We start from the raw sequence: 20,143 nt of genomic DNA, 5'->3' as shown, positions 1-20,143 counted from the left end.
GCGTAGCGTCGCAGGCATGGCCCCGCTCCACCGGGTGGAGCTCGTCCCCGACGACGAGCCCGCGCCGGGCGGGCGCGGCACACCCGCGGAGGGGGCACCCGGGCGCGCGGCCCCTGCCCGACGACGCACCCTCGCGCGCGTCGGAGCACCCCTGCTCGCGCTCGCCGTCGCGCTCGGCGCCATCGGCTCGTGGCGCGCCTCGACGGCGGAGCAGGCCCGCCTCTCCCACCCCGGCGCCGTCCGCTCGCTCGCCGTGCCCCCGACCCCCGCCTGGTCCGCGGACGCCGCCGCCCCGCGCGTCGCCGTCGTCGACGACGTGGTCGTCACGGTCACCGCCGCCGGGGTCGAGGGGCGCGACGCCGCCTCGGGCGCCCGGCGCTGGCTCGCTCTCGACGCCACCGCCACGTGCGGACCGACCCCCGACGAGTCGGCGGGACCGGTGACCGACGTGCTCGTGTGCGTGACGGGACCCGCGCTCGCCCCGGTCGCGCACGTCGTCGGCCCGGACGGCCCAGTGACCGGCCCGGTGCCGCTGGGCGACACGCTCGGCCGCGCGGTCCCCGCGCCCGACGGGACCGTGCTGCGGTGGGCCCGCACCGGAGGGGTCGTGCACCTCGCGCTCCAGGACGCCCGCACGGCGCGCGTGCGCTGGCGGCACGACGTCCCGCCCGACGACGCGGAACGCACCCCGATGTGCCGGCCCCAGGTCGCCGGGCAGGCCGCCGCCACCGTCGAGGACGGCCTGCTCGTCGTGCGGGGATGTCGCGTCAGCGCCGTCCTCACCGCCGCGGGTACCCGCATCGACGCCCCCGGCCCGGCCGTCACGACCGACGTCGTCCCGCTGCCCGACGGGACGTTCCTGCGCACCCGCGTGCTGCCGCCCGGGCGCGGGGCGACGACCGAGCTCGTCGCCCCGGACGCGGCGGTGCTCGACGCCGTCGACGGTCGGCTCCTGCGGCCGCTCGTCGGCCCCGTGGACGACGCTGCCCCCTGGCTGATCGCCACCGGCGACGGCGTGCGCGCCCTCGCGGCCGCGGACGGCTCCGGCGACGGGTTGCGCGAGCGGTGGCGCCTCGCGCAGCCCGTCGCCCAGGTCGTCGCGCTCGCCGCCGACCGCGCCGTCGTCGTCACCGGTGAACGCGTCGTCTCCCTGGACGCGCGCTCGGGCGAGCCCGTGTGGTCGTGGCCGCGCAGCTCGCCCGCCGGTCGCCCCGCCGCGCCGGGCGTCGGCACGGCGCCCGGGAGCACCACCACGACGGCGGACGACGGCCCGGGCACCACGGGCGCCCGGGTCGATCTCACCCGTGGCGTCGCGGCCGCGTTCACCGACGGCGCCACGCTCGCCCTGGTCGTGCCCGACGGCTCGTCACGGCGCTCGCGGACGGTCGCCCTCTCCCTCGAGGACGGGGACGTGCGCTGGGACGTCGTCGGCGACGGCGACCCGTCGGGGTTCACCGCCCTGGCGGGGTACGTGGGGCACGTGGACGCAGGGTCGTCGCGCGTCGTCGTGCTGGAGCGTCGTCCGCGCGGGAGGACTCGTCCGCGTGCGAGACCGTGCCGGGGGCGAGAGCCTGTCGGGAGACCGGCGCTGCCGTCCGGGCCGCCGGACCGAGGTGAAGGAGGCCGTCGTGCCGAAGCGTGACCCGGGTCCGAGCGTGAAGGACCCCGACCTGTACGAGAAGCTGCGGGACGAGGGCGACTCGAAGGAGAAGGCGGCCCGCATCGCGAACGCCGCGGCGGGCTCGTCGCGCTCGAGCGTGGGCCGCAAGGGCGGCAAGGCCGGCGACTACGAGGACTGGACCGTCGAGAAGCTGCGCAAGCGCGCCGCCGAGATCGGCATCGAGGGCCGGTCCTCCATGCGCAAGGCGGAGCTGGTCCGCGCGCTGCGCTCGCACTGAGGACGCGCCGAGGACGGGCCGAGGACGGGCCAGGACGCGCCGGGGACGGGCCCGTGCGGGATCTCACCCGCGGCGCGACCGTCTTCCGGTCGCGCCCGGGGTGCCGCCCGCTACGGTGAGTGCGTGCACCTGTCCGCCGACTCCGCCCTGCGCACCGCCCGCCGTCTGCTCTCCCGTGCGCTCGTGGTCGCCGTCGCGGCACCCGTGACGGTCGCGGGCGTGCTCGTCACCGCGGACGCGATCCGCAAGCGCCGCAACGCCACCGAGGCCTCGTTCCCGCGCTCGGCCCCCGCCGACGTCGAGGTCGCGGGCACCACGACGACCGTCTTCACGTACGGCGAGGACGTGTACCGGGAGATGCTCGGCGCGATCCGCGGCGCACGGCGCCGCATCCTGCTCGAGACGTACATCTGGAAGGCCGACGCGCTCGGCGAGGAGTTCAAGCAGGCGCTCGTCGAGGCGAGCGAGCGCGGCGTCGAGGTGTTCGTCGTGTACGACGGCTTCGCGAACCTCGTCGTCCCCCAGGCGTTCTTCGACCTGCCCGAGCCGATCCACGTCATCCGGTACCCGGTGTTCCGCCCGGGCGTGCTCATGCTCAACGTGCGCAAGTCCGGCCGCGACCACCGCAAGATCCTCGTCGTCGACGACGAGATCGCGTTCGTCGGCGGGTACAACATCGGCGCCCTGTACGCGACGCAGTGGCGCGACACGCACGTGCGCCTCGTGGGGCCGAGCGCGTGGGAGCTGCGCAACGCGTTCGTGGACTTCTGGAACGCGAACCGCGCTTCGGACCAGCCGCTGCTCGCCGACCCGGGATCGGTGCACTGGGAGCCGCGGCTGCGCGCGGCCCGCAACGCGCCGGCGCACCTGGTGTTCCCGATCCGCGGGATCTACCTCGACGCGATCGACCGCGCGAGCTCGCACGTCTACATCACGCAGGCGTACTTCATCCCCGACCGGGAGATCCTGGCCGCGCTGCTCGCGGCCGCCGCGCGCGGCGTCGACGTGCGGGTCCTCGTGCCCGAGCGCTCGAACCACGTGCTCGCGGACTGGCTGTCGCGCGGCCTGTACACGGCTCTGCTCAAGGGCGGGGTCCGCATCCACCTGTACCGCAACGCCATGGTGCACGCGAAGACCGCGACCATCGACGGCGCGTGGACCACGATCGGCACGGCGAACATCGACCGGCTGTCCCTCACGGGGAACTACGAGGTGAACCTCGAGATCACGGACCCGGGGGTGGCCGAGCAGATGGAGAAGGTCTTCGAGGTCGACCTGTCGAACTCGCGCGAGCTGACGCTCGACGAGTGGGACTCGCGCTCGGTGGCGGCGAAGCTCAGCGAGGTCGTCCTCACTCCCCTGCGCCCGCTGCTGTAGCCGCGCCGCCGTCGTCGCCGTCCTTCGGGCGACGACGACGGCGGGCGGGTCCGCGGCTCAGCGGGCCGGGTCGGAGCGCAGCACGTCGGCCGCCTCCTCCTCCGGTCGCGGCGGCACGGTCTCGTCGGTCTCGAGCAGCGCGACCTCCCCGAACTCGGGGTGCTCGTCGCGCAGCTCGCGCGCGACGGCGTCCGCCGCGCCGTCCAGGGCGCCCGCGGCGACGTCGATCGACTCCCCGGTCGTCAACGGCCGGTACTCGTACGTCCCGCCGGTGCGCTGCTCGCCCAGGAGCCGGTTCACGAGGCCGTGCCCGACGTCCGACAGCAGCGCGTCGTGCACCGGGACCACGACCCGCGGGTCGAGCGCGCGCACGAAGTCGATCGTCTCGGCGAGCTTGAGCCACGGCGCCGAGACGGGCGCGAGCAGCACGTCGAGCCGCCGTCCGCCCAGCACGCCCGCGTCCGGGGCGTCGAACGAGTCGCCCGGGTGCAGGAGCGTCGCTCCGTCCCCGCGCACGAGGTACGTGACGTTCGCGATCCGCGGGACGTCCGGGTGGATCACCGCGTGCCGGCCGCCGCCCACCACGACCTCCAGACCGCCCAGGTCCAGGCCGTCCCCCGGCGCGACGACGTGCACGCGCGACGCCGCGCCGTCGGGCAGCGCGGGACGCACCGCGGCGGCCACCTCCTCGGGCGCCCACACCGTGAGCTCCGGCCGGGCCGCGAGGGCGTCACCGAGGGCGCCGGTGTCCACGTGGTCGGGGTGCTGGTGGGTGAGGAGCACCGTGCCGGCGTCCGCCAGCGCGGCCGCGGCGTCGCTGAACGTACCGGGGTCGATGGCGACGACCTGACCGCCGTGGCGCACCGTGACGCACGCGTGACCGTGGAACGTGACCTGCATGGAACCTCCTCGAGTCGTCCTTGCCCGCCCCGCCTGTGCGGGACCGGCCCCTCAGCCCACCACGAGGACGAGGTCGCCGCCCTCCAGCTGCTGCACCGCGCCGATCGCGACCCGCTGGACCGTGCCCGCGACGGGCGTCGTGATCGCCGCCTCCATCTTCATCGCCTCGACGGTCGCGACCGTCTGCCCCGCCTCGACGACGTCGCCCACGACGACGACCGGCGTCACCGCACCCGCGAACGGCGCCGCGACCTGGCCGGGCTGGGTCGGGTCCGCCTTCTCGGCGGTGCGCGCGTCCACGTCCACCGCGCGGTCGCGCACCTGGATCGGGCGCAGCTGGCCGTTGAGGGTGAACATCACCGTGCGCATCCCGCGCTCGTCCGGCGTGCCGATCGCCTCGAGGCCCACGAGCAGGCGCACGCCCTTGCCGAGCGACACCGCGACCTCCTGGCCCGGCTCCAGCCCGTACAGGTACGTGGGGGTGTCGAGCACCGACACGTCCCCGTACGCCTGCCGCACCTGCTCGAACTCCTTCGTCGGCCCCGCGAAGAGCAGGTGGTTGAGCCGACGACGGCGCACCTCGCCCTCCTGCGCGAGCTCCGCCTCGTCCTCGGCCGAGAGCGGCGTGACCCCGGCGCGCGCCGCACGGCCGGCGAGCGCGCGCGACCGGAACGGCTCCGGCCAGCCACCGGGCGGGTCGCCCAGCTCGCCGCCCAGGAACCCGACCACGGAGTCCGGGATGTCGAACGACTGCGGGTCCGCCGCGAACTCCGCCGGGTCCGCGCCCGCCGCCACGAGGTGCAGCGCGAGGTCGCCCACGACCTTCGACGACGGCGTCACCTTCACCAGCCGCCCCAGGATCCGGTCCGCGGCCGCGTACATCGCCTCGATCTGCTCGAACCGGTCCCCCAGGCCCAGCGCGATCGCCTGCTGACGCAGGTTCGACAGCTGACCGCCCGGGATCTCGTGCTCGTACACGCGTCCCGTCGGCCCGGGCAGACCCGACTCGAACGGCGCGTACACGCGGCGCACCGCCTCCCAGTACGGCTCGAGGTCCGCGACCGCCGCCAGCGACAGCCCGGTGTCGCGCTCGGTGTGCTCCAGCGCGGCGACCAGCGCCGACAGCGGCGGCTGGCTCGTCGTCCCCGCCATCGCGGCGCTCGCGGCGTCGACCGCGTCGACGCCCGCCGCGGCGGCCGCGAGCAGCGTGGCCATCTGCCCGCCGGACGTGTCGTGGGTGTGCAGGTGCACCGGCAGGTCGAACCGCTCGCGCAGCGCGGTCACGAGCCGGCTCGCGGCGGCGGGCCGCAGCAGCCCGGCCATGTCCTTGATCGCGAGGACGTGCGCACCGGCGTCGACGATGCGGTCCGCGAGGCGCAGGTAGTAGTCGAGCGTGTACAGGTCCTCGGCCGGGTCGAGCAGGTTGCCCGTGTAGCACAGCGCGACCTCCGCGACCGTCGTGCCGGTCGCGCGCACGGCCTCGATCGCGGGACGCATCTGGTCGACGTCGTTGAGCGCGTCGAAGATGCGGAACACGTCGATGCCCGTCGCTGCGGCCTCCTCGACGAACGCCTCCGTGACGCGCGTCGGGTACGGCGTGTACCCGACCGTGTTGCGCCCGCGCAGCAGCATCTGGATCGCGAGGTTCGGCATCGCGGCACGCAGGGTCGCGAGCCGCTCCCACGGGTCCTCCCCGAGGAAGCGCAGCGCGACGTCGTACGTCGCCCCGCCCCACGCCTCGACCGACCACAGCTGCGGCGTCGCCCGTGCCACGTACGGAGCGACGGCCGCCAGGTCGTGCGTGCGCACGCGCGTCGCGAGCAGCGACTGGTGCGCGTCGCGGAACGTCGTGTCCGTGACACGCAGCCGCTGCTCGCCCCGCAGCGCCCGCGCGAAGCCCTCCGGACCGAGCTCGAGGAGCTGCTGGCGCGACCCGGGCGGGGGCGCGACCGTCAGGTCGAACGGCGGCAGCTTCGCCGCCGGGTCGCTCGTGACCCGCGGCTCCCCGTGCGGCCGGTTGACGGTGGTGTCCCCCACGTACGCGAGCAGGCGCGTGCCCCGGTCCGCGCTCTCGCGCGCGGCGAGCAGCTCGGGCCGCTCGTCGATGAACGACGTCGCCACGTTGCCCGCGACGAACTCCGGGTCGGCGAGGACCGCCTGCAGGAACGGGATGTTCGTCCGGATCCCGCGGATGCGGAACTCCGCCAGCGCACGACGCGCGCGCCGCACCGCCGTCGGGAAGTCCCGCCCCCGGCACGTGAGCTTCACCAGCATCGAGTCGAAGTGGCCCGACACGACCGACCCGGCCGTCGCCGTCGCCCCGTCGAGCCGGACGCCCGCCCCGCCCGGGGAGCGGTAGGCGATGATCCGGCCCGTGTCGGGACGGAACCCGTTGGCCGGGTCCTCCGTCGTGATCCGGGTCTGCAGGGCCGCGCCGTTGACGCGCACGTCCTCCTGCCGGATGCCCAGGTCCTCCAGCGTCTCGCCCGCCGCGATCCGCATCTGCGCGGACACCAGGTCGACGTCCGTGACCTCCTCGGTCACCGTGTGCTCCACCTGGATGCGCGGGTTCATCTCGATGAACACGTGCTGCCCCGCACGCTCGCCCACCGTGTCGACGAGGAACTCGACCGTGCCCGCGTTCTGGTAGCCGATGTGCCGCGCGAACCGCACCGCGTCCGCGCACAGCGCGTCCCGGACCGCCGGGTCGAGGTTCGGCGCCGGCGCGATCTCGATGACCTTCTGGTGACGACGCTGCAACGAGCAGTCCCGCTCGTACAGGTGCACGACGTTCCCCGCGCCGTCCGCCAGGATCTGCACCTCGATGTGCCGCGGCCGCAGCACCGCCTGCTCCAGGAACACCGTCGGGTCCCCGAACGCGCCGTCCGCCTCGCGCATCGCCGCAGCCAGCGCCTCCGGCAGGTCCTCGCGCACGTCGACGCGCCGCATCCCGCGACCGCCACCGCCCGCGACCGCCTTGACGAACACCGGGAACCCGATCTCGTCCGCGGCCGCGACGAGCTCGTCGACGTCCGCCGACGGCTCGCTCGACGCGAGCACCGGCAGGCCCGCCTCGCGCGCCGCCTTGAGCGCCCGCACCTTGTTGCCCGCGAGCTCGAGCACCTCCGGCGGCGGCCCGACGAACGTCAGCCCCGCCTCCGCGCACGCCCGCGCCAGGTCGGGGTTCTCCGAGAGGAACCCGTACCCGGGGTAGACGGCGTCCGCGCCCGCCTCCCGGGCGACGCGCACGATCTCCTCGATGTCCAGGTACGCCCGCACCGGGTGGCCGGGCTCCCCGATGAGGTACGCCTCGTCGGCCTTGAGCCGGTGCTCGGAGTTGCGGTCCTCCTGCGGGAACACCGCGACGGTGCGGGCCCCCAGCTCGTAGGCGGCGCGGAACGCCCTGACGGCGATCTCCGCGCGGTTGGCGACCAGGACCTTCGAGAACACCGGCACTCCATCCGTCGAGCGTGGCGGCGTCGTCGGGCCGGGGAGGGGCGCCACGCACCGCGTACCGGGCGATCCTCCCACGGCGTCGCCGGACGGGTCACCGCACCCGCTGTGACGAGGTCCACACGCCTCGTGGGGGTGCCCGGCGCTCGCGGACGGTCCGCCCACGGTCGGGCCGGGCGAGGGGTCAGCCCGCGGTGCGGGCCTGACGGCGCTGGGCGAGCTCGTCCTGCGGGCTCGTCGCGGTGCCGTCCTCGTCCTCGAGGGACTCGGTCGGCAGCTCGGCGAGCGTGCCCTCGACCTCGCGCCACACGCGCCCGACGGCGATCCCGAACACGCCCTGGCCGCCCTGGACGAGGTCCACGACCTCGTCGGGCGAGGTGCACTCGTAGACGCTCGCGCCGTCGCTCATGAGGGTGATCTGCGCCAGGTCGTCCACGCCGCGCTCGCGCAGGTGCTCGACGGCCGTGCGGATCTGCTGGAGCGACACCCCGGTGTCGAGCAGGCGCTTGACGACCTTGAGCACGAGGATGTCGCGGAAGCTGTACAGGCGGTGCGAGCCCGACCCGGACGCCGGGCGGACGGTGGGCTCGACGAGACCGGTGCGGGCCCAGTAGTCGAGCTGGCGGTACGTGATGCCTGCCGCGCGGCACGCCGTCGGGCCGCGGTAGCCGGTCGTGGTGTCCTGCTCGGTGATGTCCTCCCCGAAGAGGAGGCCTTGCGCGCCCTGCGGAACTGCCGCGCCGACACCGACGCTCGCCTCACCGCTGCTGTTCACTGTCGCCTCCTGGGGTGATGTCACGACCAAACTATGGGCGCCGTCCGGGGCCGTCAACGACCGACGCCCCGGGCGTGCGGGCGTGTCGCGCCCGCCACGTCGTCGCGCCGACCGCTGAACCCTCGACCCGAGGTCGAAGGTCTGTCTTGTCCGGTGTGTCCCGAAGCCTCGACCACGACCCGAGGGTCGGGCCGCCACGCACCGGGACCGCTCTACTCGTCCACCGAGAAGTCCTCGGGCTGGACGTGGTCGAGGAAGTCGCGGAACTTCTCGACCTCCTCCTGCTGCGCGACGTCGACGACCTCGACGCCCGCCGTCGCCACGACCTCCGCCGAGCACAGGACCGGGCTCCCGGTGCGCACCGCGACGGCGATCGCGTCCGACGCGCGCGAGTCGAGCCGCACGCCGTTGCTGAGCACGAGCTCGGCGAAGAAGATGCCGCCGTCGAGGGCGACGATCTCCGCCCGCTCGAGCCGCACGCCCACCGCGTCGAGCAGGTCCCGCAGCAGGTCGTGCGTCATGGGCCGCGGCGTGGGCAGCCCTGCCTGCGCCATGGCGATCGCGCTCGCCTCCCGCGGGCCGATGACGATCGGCACCACGAGCTCGGACGCGTCGTCGAGCAGCAGCACCACGATCTCCTGGTCGCGCTGCTGCTGACGGACCCCCAGCACCTCCACCGGGACCATCGGGACGTCGTCGCTCACTCCACCACCGTACGACTCCGCCCGGCATCCGGCAGGGGGTGCGCACCGGGCGTGCGCGCGACACGCGGAGGGCGTCGCGGGAGGTGCGGCGGGGTGGGTGCGGGCGTCAGCGGGTGAGGTCGTCGACGCCCTGGCGCACGAAGACGGTGTGCAGCTGCGCGCACAGCTCGCCGACCTCGGACGCGACGGTGCCGGCGTGGGCGCGCGCGGACGGGCTCTGCTGCCCGCGCCACGGCGAGACGACCTGCTGCACGAGGCTCACGTGGCGGTCGGCGGCGGTGCGCAGGGAGCGCAGGTGGCGGGGCTCGATGCCGTAGTCCGCGAGGCCGGCGGCGAGCACGACGACGTCGAGTGAGCGCGCGTCGAGCTGCCCGCCCGGTGCCTGGCGGAGCACGCCGGCCTCGATGAGGCCCTCGACGAGCTCGCGCTCGACCCCGGCGGCGGAGACGAGCGCGTCGACGGTGTAGCGCTGGCGGACGGCGGCCGACCCGGGCTCGCCGTCGGTGGTCGCGAGGCGGGGGGCGAGCGTCTCGGCGTCGGTCCCGGCGTCGAGCGCGGCGAGGCGGTCCTTGATGACCTTCAGCGGCAGGTAGCGGTCACGCTGCTCGACGAGCACGAAGCGCAGGCGCTCGACGTCGGCGGGGCTGTACTGGCGGTAGCCCGACGCGGTCCGCACCGGCTCGATGAGGCCCTGCTCCTCGAGGAAGCGCAGCTTGGAGTGGCTGACGTGGGGGAACTCGGCCCGCAGCGCGCGCAGCACGTCGGAGATGCGCATGGTCGCGCGGCGCGAGATCCCCTGGGGCCACGGTTCGGGCCCGTCCGCGGGCTCCGGGGCCGTGGCGTGCGCGGCGCCGGTCGACATGTTCACGACGGGGAGGCCGCGCCGCCCGCCGACGCCGCCGCGTGCGGGCTGGCGTGGAACGTGAGCCGGTACTTGCCGATCTGGACCTCGTCGCCCGTGCCGAGCGCGACCGCGTCGATCCGGCTGCGGTTCACGTAGGTGCCGTTGAGGGACCCGACGTCGCGCACGACGAAGTGCTCGCCCTCGCGCACGAACTCGGCGTGCTTGCGCGACACGGTGACGTCGTCGAGGAAGATGTCGGCGTGCTCGGAGCGCCCGGCGACGGTGCGTTCGGCGTCGAGGAGGAAGCGCGAGCCCTGGCCGGGGCCGCGCTGCATGATGAGCAGGGCCGAGTGGCGGGGCAGGGCGGCGACGGCGGCGTGCTCCTCGGGGCTCAGGCCCCCGGGCTGCACGCCCTCCTCGATCGGGGCCTCGATCCGGCCGAAGCTGACCGTCGTGTCGCTGGTCGCCCGGTTCGGCACCTCAGGACCGCCTGGGACACTCATCACGCCTCCTCGGGGCTCACGCACGTCGTGCTCGAGCTCGGAAACCGCACCGGGGGACGAGCCCCCGGGGTGCGGGAAACTGGTGCTCGAAAACTACTACACCTGCAGGTCACGCGGTGCGTGCGACCCTCGGTCGTCCCAACCTACCCCGGCCCGTGGTCCTGCGGGAAGCCGGTTCACTCGTCGGCGGGGACGGGGGTCGCGTACCGGGGTGCGCGGGGCTCGACGGTCGCGGTGACCTCGGCCCGGTCCTGCTGGGTGACGGTGGTGCGCGCGCCGTCGGCCCGCAGCGACGCCATGGCGCCACCCGGGATCTCGAGCGCGGTCTCGAGCGTCGACGGGTCGCCGATCGCGGTCCACCGGTACGGGGACGAGATCACCTGCCCGTCGACGACGACGCCGTCGGAGGTGTCCTCGAAGTAGCTGCTCGCGACGAGGCGGACGCCGTTGACCTCCATGGCCTCGGCGCCCGCGTTGCGCAGCTCCTCCAGCACGTTGAACAGCCCGAACGCCTTGAGCGGCTCGGCGCCCTCGACGACCTCGATCTCGACGCCCGGGCCCTCGGCGGGGAGCCGGCCCGAGAGGATGCCGAGCGTCTCGGCCTGCTGCTCGGCGAGCTCGAGCGCGGCGCGCTCGCGGCCGGAGCCGGACTGCAGCTCGTCGCGCGTGGCCTCGAGCGAGGACACCTGCTCCTCGAGCTCGCCGGAGCGCTGGGTGACGTCGTCGAGCAGGCGCACGAGGTCGCTCTGGCGCAGGGAGGACAGCTGGTCCTCCTGCGTCTGGCTCACCTGGACGACGAGCGCGAAGCCGAGCAGCGCGCACAGGACGCCGACCATGACCTGGGAGCGCGACGCGCGCGGGCGCATCGCCCGGCCGAGGCCGCGCAGCCCGCGCGGCTCGGGCTGGGTGGGGGTGCCGTGGCGCCCGACGGCGGCCGTCGCCCCGGTGACCGGGTCCGGCTCGGCGGTGGGCGCGGTCTCGGCGTCCTGCTCGCGCGCCGCGGCTTCCGGGGTGGTCGTCGCGTCGGTCGTCGCGCCCGGCGTCGGGAGGTCCGGCGCAGTGGGGGCGGGACGCGCGTCGCCGGGCTGGTCGGTGCGGTCGTCGGGTGCGGGGCACTCCCCCGCTGCTGCGGCGTCGCCCGGGACGACGGGGTCGCTCGGCTCGGTCGTGCTCGGGGCGCTGGTGTCCGGGTCGCTCGGCGCGGGCGTGTCGGTCGGTGCGGCACCGGTCGGGGTCGTGCGGGCCGCGGTGGTGCCGTCGTCCTCGGGGTGGCCGGTGGTGACCATGGTCTCGTCGCCGGCGGCCGGCGCGTCGCTCGGCGTCGTGGGGTCGCCGGGGACCGCTGCGGGGTCGTCCGGGTCGTCGTGGGGCGCGCCGGACGGCGCACCCGGGCCCGGGCCGGTCTCGACGGGGGTGGTGGCGTCCTCGTCGGAGTCGTCGGTGCGGGGCGGGACGTGCTCCGTGTCGCGCGCGTCGTCGTCGGTCCCGGGCTCGGTGCCGGGGACGGCGGGGGTGCCGACGGCGGCGTCGTCACCGTCCGCGGGCGTGGTGGGGTGCTCGGGCCGGTCGCCCGGAGCCTGGTCGCGGGGGTCGCGGCTCATGCTCACGCCTTGAAGATGTGGCGCCGGATCGCGGCGGCGTTGGAGAAGATGCGGATGCCGAGGACGACGACGACGGCGGTCGAGAGCTGGCTGCCGACCCCGAGCTGGTCGCCGAGGAACACGATGAGGGCGGCGACGACGACGTTCGACAGGAACGACACGAGGAAGACCTTGTCGTCGAACAGGCCGTCGAGCCGGGCGCGCAGGCCGCCGAACAGGGCGTCGAGGGCGGCGACGACGGCGATGGGCAGGTAGGGCTGCAGCGACACGGGCACGGTGGGTTGCAGGACGAGGCCCGCGACGATGCCCACCACCAGTCCGACGACTGCGATCATTCGACGATCTCCTGCCCTGTCTCGTGCGGTGCGGATGGGGTCCCGGACCCGTCGGTCGTGCCCGGCGCGGGGCCGGTCTCCTCGGCGGGTGCGTCGGAGTCTACGGTCGTCTCCGGGGCGTGCGCGAAGAACAGCGTGGGCGCGGACCGGCCGGGCAGGTCGAGGCGGCTCTGCGTCGTCACGCCGGAGCGGATGCCGTACTGGGTGCCGAGGAGCTGGAGGAAGTCGGACGTGCCGGACCGCAGGAGCGAGGTGCGCATCGCGTCGGGGTCGCCGATCGCCTCGACGCGGTAGGGGCCGACGAGGGGCTGCAGGTCGACGAGCACGGCGTCGCCGGCGCTGCGGATCGCGGACAGGCCGGTCAGGCGCTGGTCGTTGATCGCGACGGCCTCGGCGCCGCCGGCCCACAGGGCGTTGACGACGCGCTGCAGGTCGGAGTCGTGCACGAGCGAGCTCGCGTCGGTGGCCCCGGAGGACAGGCCGCCGCCGGTGTCGTCGAGGGTGACGACGACGCCCTGGCCCTCGACGGGCTGCGTCCCGGTGAGCGCGCCCTCCTCCTGGAGGCTGTCGAGCACGTCGGCGCTCGCGCCGCTCAGGGCCGCACCCTGGAGCTGCTCGATCTCCCCGGACAGCTCCGCGCCGCGCGCGGAGAGCTCCTCGGCGGTGGCCTGGCGTTCGAGGATCTCCTGCTCGAGGGTCTCGCGTGCGGCGATGACGCCGGGCTGCGGGGCGCGCAGCTGCACGGCGGCGGCGGTGGTGACGACGCCGAGGACGACGGCGAGGGCGACGAGCGCGACGGTGCCGGTGCGCCCGCGGTGCGGGGTCTGCCCGGCGGCGCGGCGCGCGGCCGCGGCGGCGTACCCGGGGTCGAGGGGGCGGTGCATGACCTCGTTGAGGAGGGTCATGGACGCATCTACGGGTGCGCGGCGCGCGGCGGCGGGCTGGTCCGGTCGCGTGTCGGTCACGGCGTCTCCTTCGTCGCGGTCCCGGGCCGGTCGGTACGGGCGGCGCGGTCGCGCAGGACGAGCGCCCGGGTCTGCAGCACGTACTGCGCGCCCGCGAGCCAGTACAGGCCCACGCCCCACCAGGTGAACGCCCACCCGGTGACGGCGGCGACGTCGCCGAGCCAGCCCGGCATCTCCGCGAGGAGCAGCAGCGGGAACGCGTAGAGCAGGGCGAACGTGCCGGCCTTGCCCGCGAAGCTCACGGGCAGCGGCCCGTAGCCGTGGCGGGCGAGCAGCGGCAGCAGGCCCGCGAGCAGGACGTCGCGCGCGACGATCGCGACGACGAGCCACACGGGCACGACGTCGCGCCACGCGAGCCCGAGGAGGGTGACGAGGATGAAGAGGCGGTCGGCGGCGGGGTCGAGCATCTGCCCGAGGCGGCTCACCTGGTCCAGGCGGCGCGCGAGCACGCCGTCGAGCCAGTCCGACGCCCCGGACACCGCGAGGACGACCAGGGCCCACACGTCGTCGCCGCGCACGATGAGGACCGCGAACACGGGCACGAGGAGCAGCCGCAGGAGGCTGATGACGTTCGGGACGGTCAGGACGCGCGAGCTGACCTGCTGCCCTGCCGTCACACCCACCGCCCCGTGCTCGCGTCGCGCCGTCGCGGCGACCTGCCGCGCGCGACCATCCTACGTACCGGCCCCGGTGACCTGGGCCCTCATTTCGCGGCGCGGCGCCCCGCAGGGCCCGAAATCACCCGCTTCGCCCGGTGTCCGGGGCGGGCCGGGTACCGGCGGGGCGGGTGCGGGTGAGGGACGTCACCGGGCCCGGCCCCGCGGCCCGCCCGCGCCCTCCGGTACGATGGGTGCACCTTTGGAGTTCGTCGCTCGTCCCGCGTGTGTCCGTGAGAGTGGCCGACCCCCCTGATCTCCCCGATCGTGGCGGTGGCCGGCCTGGTGTGTTCGGGAGTGCGACCTGCGAGAACCGACCCGGTGACCGCACGCCACTCCACACCCCGAAACGAACGGTCCTCACCCTTTCATGACTGCTGACGTCGTCGCGCCCTCGCACGCCCTCGACCACTCCACCGACACCTCCCCCGCCGTCGCGGAGCAGACCGCTCCCACCGGCCCCGTGTTCTCCGACCTCGGCCTGCCCGCGCCCCTCGAGCGCGCCGTCGCCGACCTCGGGTTCGTCACCCCGTCCGCGATCCAGGCCGAGGCCATCCCCGCGCTCCTCGCGGGCCGCGACATCACCGGCGTCGCGCAGACCGGCACCGGCAAGACCGCCGCGTTCGGCCTCCCGCTGCTCGCCGCGATCGACCCCACGCTGCGGCACGTGCAGGCCGTCGTCCTCACCCCGACGCGCGAGCTCGCGATGCAGGTCGCCGACGCCGTCGAGTCGTTCGCGGCGCACCTGCCCAAGGTCGACGTCGTCGCCGTGTACGGCGGCTCCCCCTACCAGCCGCAGCAGCGGGCGCTCGCGGCCGGGGCGCAGGTCGTCGTCGGCACGCCGGGGCGCGTCATCGACCACATCGAGCGCGGCACCCTCGTGCTCGACGACGTGCGCTTCCTCGTGCTCGACGAGGCCGACGAGATGCTGCGCATGGGCTTCGCGGAGGACGTCGACACGATCTTCTCCCGAGCGCCGCGCGAGCGTCAGGTCGCGCTGTTCTCCGCGACGATGCCCGCCCCGATCCGCCGCGTCGCCAACGAGCACCTCACCGACCCGGTCGAGATCGCCGTCGCACGCCAGTCCTCCACGGTGACGAGCGTGCGCCAGACGTACGCCGTCGTGCCGTTCCGCCACAAGACCGGCTCCCTCGTGCGCGTCCTGGCCACGTCCGACGCCGAGGCCGCGATCGTGTTCACCCGCACGCGCGGCGCCGCGGAGGAGGTCGGGTCCGCGCTCGTCGAGCGCGGCATCTCGGCCGCGACCATCTCGGGCGACGTCGCGCAGAAGGAGCGCGAGCGGATCGTGGAGCGCCTGCGCTCCGGGGCGCTCGACGTCCTCGTCGCGACCGACGTCGCCGCGCGCGGCCTCGACGTGGACCGCATCGGTCTCGTCGTGAACTTCGACCTGCCGGGCGAGCCCGAGGCGTACGTGCACCGCATCGGCCGCACCGGCCGCGCGGGCCGCACCGGCGAGGCCCTGAGCTTCGTCACCCCGCACGAGCGCGGGCGCCTGCGCGCGATCGAGCGCACGACCCGCACCCCGCTGCAGGAGATCGAGATCCCCTCCCCCGCGGACGTGTCCGCGCACAAGGTGCGGGCGCTGCTCGGGCAGGTCCCCGCCCGCCAGGAGGCGGGCCGTCTGTCGATGTACGCCGACATGGTGCGCACCTTCCTCGCCGAGCACGACGTCGACCCGGTCGACCTCGCCGCGGCCATGGCGGCGCTCGCGGTCGGTGACGACGGTCCGCGTGCCCGTGAGGAGCAGGAGCGGTTCGAGGCGGAGCGGGCCGCGGCGCGCGAGCAGTCGAAGGCGCGTCGTACGGAGCGCGCGGCCGAGCGTCCGTCGCGCGGTGACCGTGCGTCGGGCCGGCGCGAGGGTGACGGGACGCGCGGTATCCGCCGCGACGCCGTCGGGACGCGCTACCGCCTGTCGGTGGGGCACAAGGACGGCGTGATGCCGGGCGGGATCGTGGGCGCGCTGACGAACGAGGCGGGTCTGGCCGGGTCGGACGTCGGCAAGATCGACATCTTCCCGTCGTTCTCGCTCGTGGACATCACCGCCCCGCTCGACGCGGACACGATGGACCGCATCTCGCGGGCACGGGTCGCGGGCAAGGCGCTGCGCATCCGTCTCGACGAGGGCGCGCCCGCGTCCCGGGGCCCGCGTGCCGGGCACGGCCCGTCGGGTCGTCGTGACGAGCGTCGTGACCGGTTCGACCGTGCCGACGACCGGGGCGAGCGCAAGCCGCGCCACCGCGCCGCGTTCTGACCCGCGCCGCGTTCTGACCGCTCCGCCGGCGGCAGCCCCGCCGGCGCACGACGACGGCCCCCGGATCTTCTCGATCCGGGGGCCGTCGTCGTCAGTACGGGGTGACGGGGGCGCGGGCACGGGGGCCGCCAGCCTGCGGTTCTTACTCGTGGGCCTCGCCGTGCGCCTTCACCAGGGCGGCGAGGCGACGCGCCTCCGCCTCGCCCCGGGCGCCGTCGGCCCGTTGGATGCCCATGACGGCGAGGGTGGACCCGTCCGCGAGGTCGAGACGCACCCACGCGTCTCCGGAGCCGAAGCGGACCGACACGATCTGGGGCCAGGCGAGGCGGCGCGTGTAGATGACGTTGCGCACCCGCAGGCCCTCGCGCGTCGGGACGGCGTGCACGCCGCCCAGGCGCCACAGCAGCCACGCCGCGAACAGCGCGAACGCCGCGATGGACAGCCGGTTCACCCACGACGTGCCGAGCGGCCCCGTCGCGGACAGCCCCACCACGACGCACCCGCCGACGACGACCACGCCCGTCGCCCAGGCCGACACCAGGCCGAACCGGGGCCGGAACGTGCGGTACGGGTCGTCGTCGCGGTCGCCCGGCAGGCCGGGATCGGGGAACGGGTCGGTGCTCATGCCGCCACCGTCTCACACCCGCCGACCACCCACCGGCGGCACGAGGTCAGAGGCGCGAGGCGTGGATCCGGGTCACGAGGATCGCGCGCGCACCCACGTCGTACAGGGCGTCCATGACCTGGTTCGTGCGGTCGCGGCGCACCATCGCCCGCACCGCCGCCCAGTCCCGGTCGTGCAGCGGGGACACCGTGGGCGACTCCAGGCCCGGCGTGATCGCGACCGCACGGTCCACGAGCGACACCGGCACGTCGTAGTCCATGAGGACGTACTCGTGCGCCGTCAGCACCCCCTGCAGACGACGCGACAGCACCTCGACCCCCGCCGGGACGTCCGCCTCCGCAACCTTGCGCGGCCGGATCAGCACCGCCTCCGACACCAGGATCGGGTCGCCGAACACCTCCAGGCCGGCGCCCCGCAGCGTCGTGCCCGTCGAGACCACGTCCGCGACGACGTCCGCCACCCCGAGCTGCACCGCCGACTCGACCGCACCGTCCAGGTGCACCACCGTCGCGTCCACCCCGTGCGCCCGCAGGTGCCCCTCCACGAGGACCTCGTACGACGTCGCGACCCGCAGCCCCTGCACCTGCTCCAACGACGTGATCGTCCCCGCCGGCGCCGCGTACCGGAACGTCGACCCCCCGAACCCGAGCTGCATGTGCTCCACCGCGTCCGCGCCCGAGTCCAGCAGCAGATCCCGACCCGTCACCCCGACGTCGACCGTGCCCGACCCCACGTACACCGCGATGTCGCGCGGGCGCAGGAAGAAGAACTCGGCGTCGTTGTCCGGGTCCGCCAGCACCAGCTCGCGCGGGTCACGGCGCTGGCGGTACCCCGCCTCGCGCAGCATCTCGACGGCGGGCTCGGACAGGGACCCCTTGTTGGGGACGGCGATACGCAGCATGACAGGACCTTCGTTCAGGGGATCGGGCAGGAAGAGGGGAACAGCAGGGACGAGCGAGGGGCGAGCGGCGCTCGCGGCCGGGAGCGGGGGACGCTCACCGGCGCGGCCGCTCACAGATGCTCGTACACGTCCTGCAGGCTCAGACCCTTCGCCAGCATGAGGACCTGCAGGTGGTAGAGGAGCTGGGAGATCTCCTCCGCCGTCTTCACGTCGCCCTCGTACTCGGCGGCCATCCACACCTCGGCGGCCTCCTCGACCACCTTCTTCCCGATCGCGTGCACGCCGGCGTCCAGCTCCGCGACCGTGCCGGAACCGGCAGGTCGCGTCGTGGCCTTCTCGGACAGCTCCGCGAACAGGGACTCGAACGTCTTCACGGGCTCCAGGGTATCCGCCGCCCGGACCCGGCCGGGGCGTGTCCGCCCAGCGGGCACGCCCCGACCCGGTCCGTCACAGGTCGCGCAGCGCCACGACCGTCGCGACCGCCGCCTCCGCGGCCTCCGCACCCTTGTCCTCGCGCGACCCCTCCAGGCCCGCCCGGTCCAGGGCCTGCTGCTCGTCGTCGCACGTCAGCACACCGAACCCCACCGGCACCCCCGTGCGCACGCTCACGTCCGTCAGACCCGACGTCGCCGCCTGGCACACGTACTCGAAGTGCGGCGTCCCCCCACGGATCACCACGCCCAGCGCCACCACCGCGTCCGCGCCGTGCTCCACCGCGCGTGCCGCCGCCACCGGCAGCTCGAACGACCCCGGCACCCGCACCACGCTCACGTGCGACACGTTCGCCGCCGCCAACGCCCGCCGCGCGCCCGCCAGCAACCCGTCCATCACCTCCGTGTGCCAGCTCGCCGCGACCACCGTCACCCGCAGCCCCGACCCGTCCACGCTCACCGTCGGCGCACCTGCCCCGCTCATCCCTCGTCCTCCTTCGTCTCCGTACCCGGCTCGTCGCCCGGCTCCACCAGGACAGCCCCGTCCGGGACCGCCACCGTGTCCAGCAGATGACCCATCGCCACCTTCTTCGTCACCAGGTACGCCCGGTTGTGCTCACCGTGACCCACCTCGATCCGCTCCGCCCCCACCACGTCGATGCCCGACGCCACCAGACCCGTCACCTTCGCCGGGTTGTTCGTCAGCAACCGCACCCGCGACAACCCCAGGTCCGCCAGGATCGCCGCCGCCGCCCCGTACTCCCGACGGTCCACCGGCCACCCCAGCTCCAGGTTCGCCTGCACCGTGTCCAGACCAGCGTCCTGCAGCTCGTACGCCCCGATCTTCGCCAGCAGCCCGATGCCGCGACCCTCGTGCCCCCGCAGGTACACCACCGCACCCCCCTCCGCCGCGACCCGCCCCAACGCCGCCCCCAGCTGCGGACCGCAGTCGCACCGCAACGACCCGAACGCGTCCCCCGTCAAGCACTCCGAGTGCACCCGCACCACCGGCACCACCTCCGTCCCGACGGCGCTCGCGGTCTCCGCACCAGCCTCACCCCGGCCCGAGGCACCAGCAGGGGCGACCGCAGGGACCAGGGCCACGTGCTCGGCCCCCGTGCGCAGGTCCCGGTACCCCACCACCCGGAACCGGCCGTGCGCCGTCGGGAGCTCCGCCGAAGCCGTGCGGTGCACCCGCCGCGCCACCGCCTCCCGACCCGGCACCTCCGTGGCCACCGCAGGCGCCGGGTCGTGCACCCGCCGCCACGCCACCAGGTCCGCGATCGTGATCAGCACCAACCCGTCACGCTCCGCCAGGGCCGCCGCGTCCCCCAGCCGCATCATCGTCCCGTCGTCGTGCACCAGCTCCGCGATACCCCCGACCTCGCCCCTCCCCGCCAGACGCACCAGGTCCACCGCAGCCTCCGTGTGCCCCGCACGATGCAGCACACCCCCCGGCACCGCCCGCAACGGCAGCACATGACCCGGCCGGATCAGATCTCCCGCACCCGATGCCGGGTCCGCCAGCACCCGCAACGTCCGCGCCCGGTCCTCCGCCGAGATCCCCGTCGACACCCCCGTCGCCGCGTCCACCGTCACCGTGTACGCCGTCCGCCGCGGGTCCTGGCTGTGCGGCACCATCAACGGCAGCTCCAACGCGTCCGCCCGCGCAGCCGGCATCGGCGCGCACAGGTACCCCGACGAGTGCCGGATCGTCCACGCCACCCACTCCGCCGACACCCCCTGCGCCGCGAACACCACGTCCGCCTCGTTCTCCCGGTCCGGCGAGTCCGCCACCAGCACCGGACGCCCCGCCCGGATCGCCGCCAACGCCTCCTCGACCGACCCCAGCCGCACGCCCCCCGACCCCTCCGGCACCGCGGCGCTCGCGGACCCCGCGCCC

The 20,143-nt window shown here is 75.0% G+C and carries 19 protein-coding genes; 4 read left to right on the top strand and 15 right to left on the bottom strand.

Annotation, left to right across the window (positions count from 1 at the left end; genetic code table 11):
- Positions 1–16: 16 nt before the first annotated feature.
- The 3 genes from MT994_RS13100 (at position 17) to MT994_RS13090 (ending at position 3,275) form a co-directional block, all read left to right on the top strand.
- Positions 17–1,642 (top strand): hypothetical protein, encoded by a 1,626-nt coding sequence (locus tag MT994_RS13100; RefSeq protein ID WP_354806577.1) that lies wholly within the window; start codon positions 17–19, stop codon positions 1,640–1,642.
- Positions 1,629–1,898 (top strand): Rho termination factor N-terminal domain-containing protein, encoded by a 270-nt coding sequence (locus tag MT994_RS13095; protein ID WP_034656177.1) that lies wholly within the window; start codon positions 1,629–1,631, stop codon positions 1,896–1,898. Before MT994_RS13100 ends, MT994_RS13095 begins: the two co-directional genes overlap by 14 nt.
- Positions 1,899–2,021: 123 nt before the next feature.
- The gene (locus tag MT994_RS13090) at positions 2,022–3,275 is read left to right on the top strand and encodes a phospholipase D-like domain-containing protein (RefSeq protein WP_021482650.1); all 1,254 of its coding nucleotides are present in this window, start codon (positions 2,022–2,024) and stop codon (positions 3,273–3,275) included.
- 57 nt (positions 3,276–3,332) lie between these two features.
- On the opposite strand, the gene MT994_RS13085 is transcribed toward MT994_RS13090, so the two are convergent.
- From MT994_RS13085 to MT994_RS13040, 10 genes are all read right to left on the bottom strand, one after another.
- Positions 3,333–4,175, bottom strand: coding sequence for an MBL fold metallo-hydrolase (locus MT994_RS13085; RefSeq protein WP_076404879.1), 843 nt, complete (start codon positions 4,173–4,175; stop codon positions 3,333–3,335).
- A 51-nt stretch (positions 4,176–4,226) separates the two neighbouring features.
- Positions 4,227–7,625: a pyruvate carboxylase gene (locus MT994_RS13080; RefSeq protein ID WP_354806576.1), complete on the bottom strand. Its 3,399-nt coding sequence runs from the start codon at positions 7,623–7,625 to the stop codon at positions 4,227–4,229.
- 187 nt (positions 7,626–7,812) lie between these two features.
- Positions 7,813–8,403 (bottom strand): MerR family transcriptional regulator, encoded by a 591-nt coding sequence (locus tag MT994_RS13075; RefSeq protein ID WP_021482353.1) that lies wholly within the window; start codon positions 8,401–8,403, stop codon positions 7,813–7,815.
- A gap of 212 nt (positions 8,404–8,615) precedes the next feature.
- A complete protein-coding gene (locus MT994_RS13070; RefSeq protein WP_024839673.1) occupies positions 8,616–9,089 on the bottom strand; it encodes a bifunctional nuclease family protein in 474 nt (157 codons plus the stop codon).
- A gap of 124 nt (positions 9,090–9,213) precedes the next feature.
- A complete protein-coding gene (locus MT994_RS13065) occupies positions 9,214–9,969 on the bottom strand; it encodes a MerR family transcriptional regulator (protein ID WP_061267299.1) in 756 nt (251 codons plus the stop codon).
- A 2-nt stretch (positions 9,970–9,971) separates the two neighbouring features.
- Positions 9,972–10,454: an FHA domain-containing protein gene (locus MT994_RS13060; protein WP_021483194.1), complete on the bottom strand. Its 483-nt coding sequence runs from the start codon at positions 10,452–10,454 to the stop codon at positions 9,972–9,974.
- 176 nt (positions 10,455–10,630) lie between these two features.
- A complete protein-coding gene (locus MT994_RS13055) occupies positions 10,631–12,055 on the bottom strand; it encodes a DUF881 domain-containing protein (protein ID WP_354806575.1) in 1,425 nt (474 codons plus the stop codon).
- A gap of 2 nt (positions 12,056–12,057) precedes the next feature.
- On the bottom strand, positions 12,058–12,390 hold the full coding sequence (locus tag MT994_RS13050; protein WP_021483549.1) for a small basic family protein: 333 nt from the start codon (positions 12,388–12,390) through the stop codon (positions 12,058–12,060).
- Positions 12,387–13,355 (bottom strand): DUF881 domain-containing protein, encoded by a 969-nt coding sequence (locus MT994_RS13045; protein ID WP_232422894.1) that lies wholly within the window; start codon positions 13,353–13,355, stop codon positions 12,387–12,389. The genes MT994_RS13050 and MT994_RS13045 overlap by 4 nt, the downstream gene beginning before the upstream one ends.
- The gene (locus MT994_RS13040; protein WP_034656174.1) at positions 13,352–13,972 is read right to left on the bottom strand and encodes a CDP-alcohol phosphatidyltransferase family protein; all 621 of its coding nucleotides are present in this window, start codon (positions 13,970–13,972) and stop codon (positions 13,352–13,354) included. The genes MT994_RS13045 and MT994_RS13040 overlap by 4 nt, the downstream gene beginning before the upstream one ends.
- A gap of 409 nt (positions 13,973–14,381) precedes the next feature.
- On the opposite strand from MT994_RS13040, the gene MT994_RS13035 reads away from it, so the two are divergent.
- Complete coding sequence (locus tag MT994_RS13035) at positions 14,382–16,283, top strand: DEAD/DEAH box helicase (RefSeq protein WP_354806574.1); 1,902 nt, start codon at positions 14,382–14,384, stop codon at positions 16,281–16,283.
- 142 nt (positions 16,284–16,425) lie between these two features.
- Here MT994_RS13035 and MT994_RS13030 read toward each other — a convergent pair whose 3' ends face one another.
- The 5 genes from MT994_RS13030 to ribB all read right to left on the bottom strand — a co-directional run bounded on the left by MT994_RS13030 (position 16,426) and on the right by ribB (position 20,097).
- Positions 16,426–16,908 carry a PH domain-containing protein gene (locus MT994_RS13030; RefSeq protein ID WP_009865158.1) on the bottom strand — a complete coding sequence of 161 codons (483 nt, stop codon included), beginning with the start codon at positions 16,906–16,908 and terminating at the stop codon, positions 16,426–16,428.
- A 46-nt stretch (positions 16,909–16,954) separates the two neighbouring features.
- Positions 16,955–17,809 carry an ATP phosphoribosyltransferase gene (gene hisG / locus MT994_RS13025; RefSeq protein ID WP_009865157.1) on the bottom strand — a complete coding sequence of 285 codons (855 nt, stop codon included), beginning with the start codon at positions 17,807–17,809 and terminating at the stop codon, positions 16,955–16,957.
- A 110-nt stretch (positions 17,810–17,919) separates the two neighbouring features.
- Positions 17,920–18,183: a phosphoribosyl-ATP diphosphatase gene (locus MT994_RS13020; RefSeq protein WP_024839663.1), complete on the bottom strand. Its 264-nt coding sequence runs from the start codon at positions 18,181–18,183 to the stop codon at positions 17,920–17,922.
- 73 nt (positions 18,184–18,256) lie between these two features.
- Positions 18,257–18,724: a 6,7-dimethyl-8-ribityllumazine synthase gene (gene ribH / locus MT994_RS13015; RefSeq protein ID WP_047234219.1), complete on the bottom strand. Its 468-nt coding sequence runs from the start codon at positions 18,722–18,724 to the stop codon at positions 18,257–18,259.
- Positions 18,721–20,097 (bottom strand): 3,4-dihydroxy-2-butanone-4-phosphate synthase, encoded by a 1,377-nt coding sequence (ribB, locus tag MT994_RS13010; protein WP_354806572.1) that lies wholly within the window; start codon positions 20,095–20,097, stop codon positions 18,721–18,723. The genes ribH and ribB overlap by 4 nt, the downstream gene beginning before the upstream one ends.
- Positions 20,098–20,143 lie beyond the last annotated feature (46 nt).

The sequence above is a fragment of the Cellulosimicrobium sp. MI9406 genome (assembly GCF_040595865.1).
GTDB lineage: Bacteria > Actinomycetota > Actinomycetes > Actinomycetales > Cellulomonadaceae > Cellulosimicrobium > Cellulosimicrobium funkei.
This window is presented reverse-complemented; position numbering and strand designations above follow the sequence as displayed.

Coding starts and splice junctions, on each gene's coding strand:
- MT994_RS13065 (WP_061267299.1), bottom strand. CDS start 9,969: ATGTCGACCGGCGCCGCGCACGCCACGGCCCCGGAGCCCGCGGACGGG.
- MT994_RS13050 (WP_021483549.1), bottom strand. CDS start 12,390: ATGATCGCAGTCGTCGGACTGGTGGTGGGCATCGTCGCGGGCCTCGTC.
- MT994_RS13100 (WP_354806577.1), top strand. CDS start 17: ATGGCCCCGCTCCACCGGGTGGAGCTCGTCCCCGACGACGAGCCCGCG.
- MT994_RS13070 (WP_024839673.1), bottom strand. CDS start 9,089: ATGGTCCCGGTGGAGGTGCTGGGGGTCCGTCAGCAGCAGCGCGACCAG.
- MT994_RS13085 (WP_076404879.1), bottom strand. CDS start 4,175: ATGCAGGTCACGTTCCACGGTCACGCGTGCGTCACGGTGCGCCACGGC.
- MT994_RS13035 (WP_354806574.1), top strand. CDS start 14,382: ATGACTGCTGACGTCGTCGCGCCCTCGCACGCCCTCGACCACTCCACC.
- MT994_RS13055 (WP_354806575.1), bottom strand. CDS start 12,055: ATGAGCCGCGACCCCCGCGACCAGGCTCCGGGCGACCGGCCCGAGCAC.
- hisG (WP_009865157.1), bottom strand. CDS start 17,809: ATGCTGCGTATCGCCGTCCCCAACAAGGGGTCCCTGTCCGAGCCCGCC.
- ribH (WP_047234219.1), bottom strand. CDS start 18,724: ATGAGCGGGGCAGGTGCGCCGACGGTGAGCGTGGACGGGTCGGGGCTG.
- MT994_RS13060 (WP_021483194.1), bottom strand. CDS start 10,454: ATGAGTGTCCCAGGCGGTCCTGAGGTGCCGAACCGGGCGACCAGCGAC.
- MT994_RS13030 (WP_009865158.1), bottom strand. CDS start 16,908: ATGAGCACCGACCCGTTCCCCGATCCCGGCCTGCCGGGCGACCGCGAC.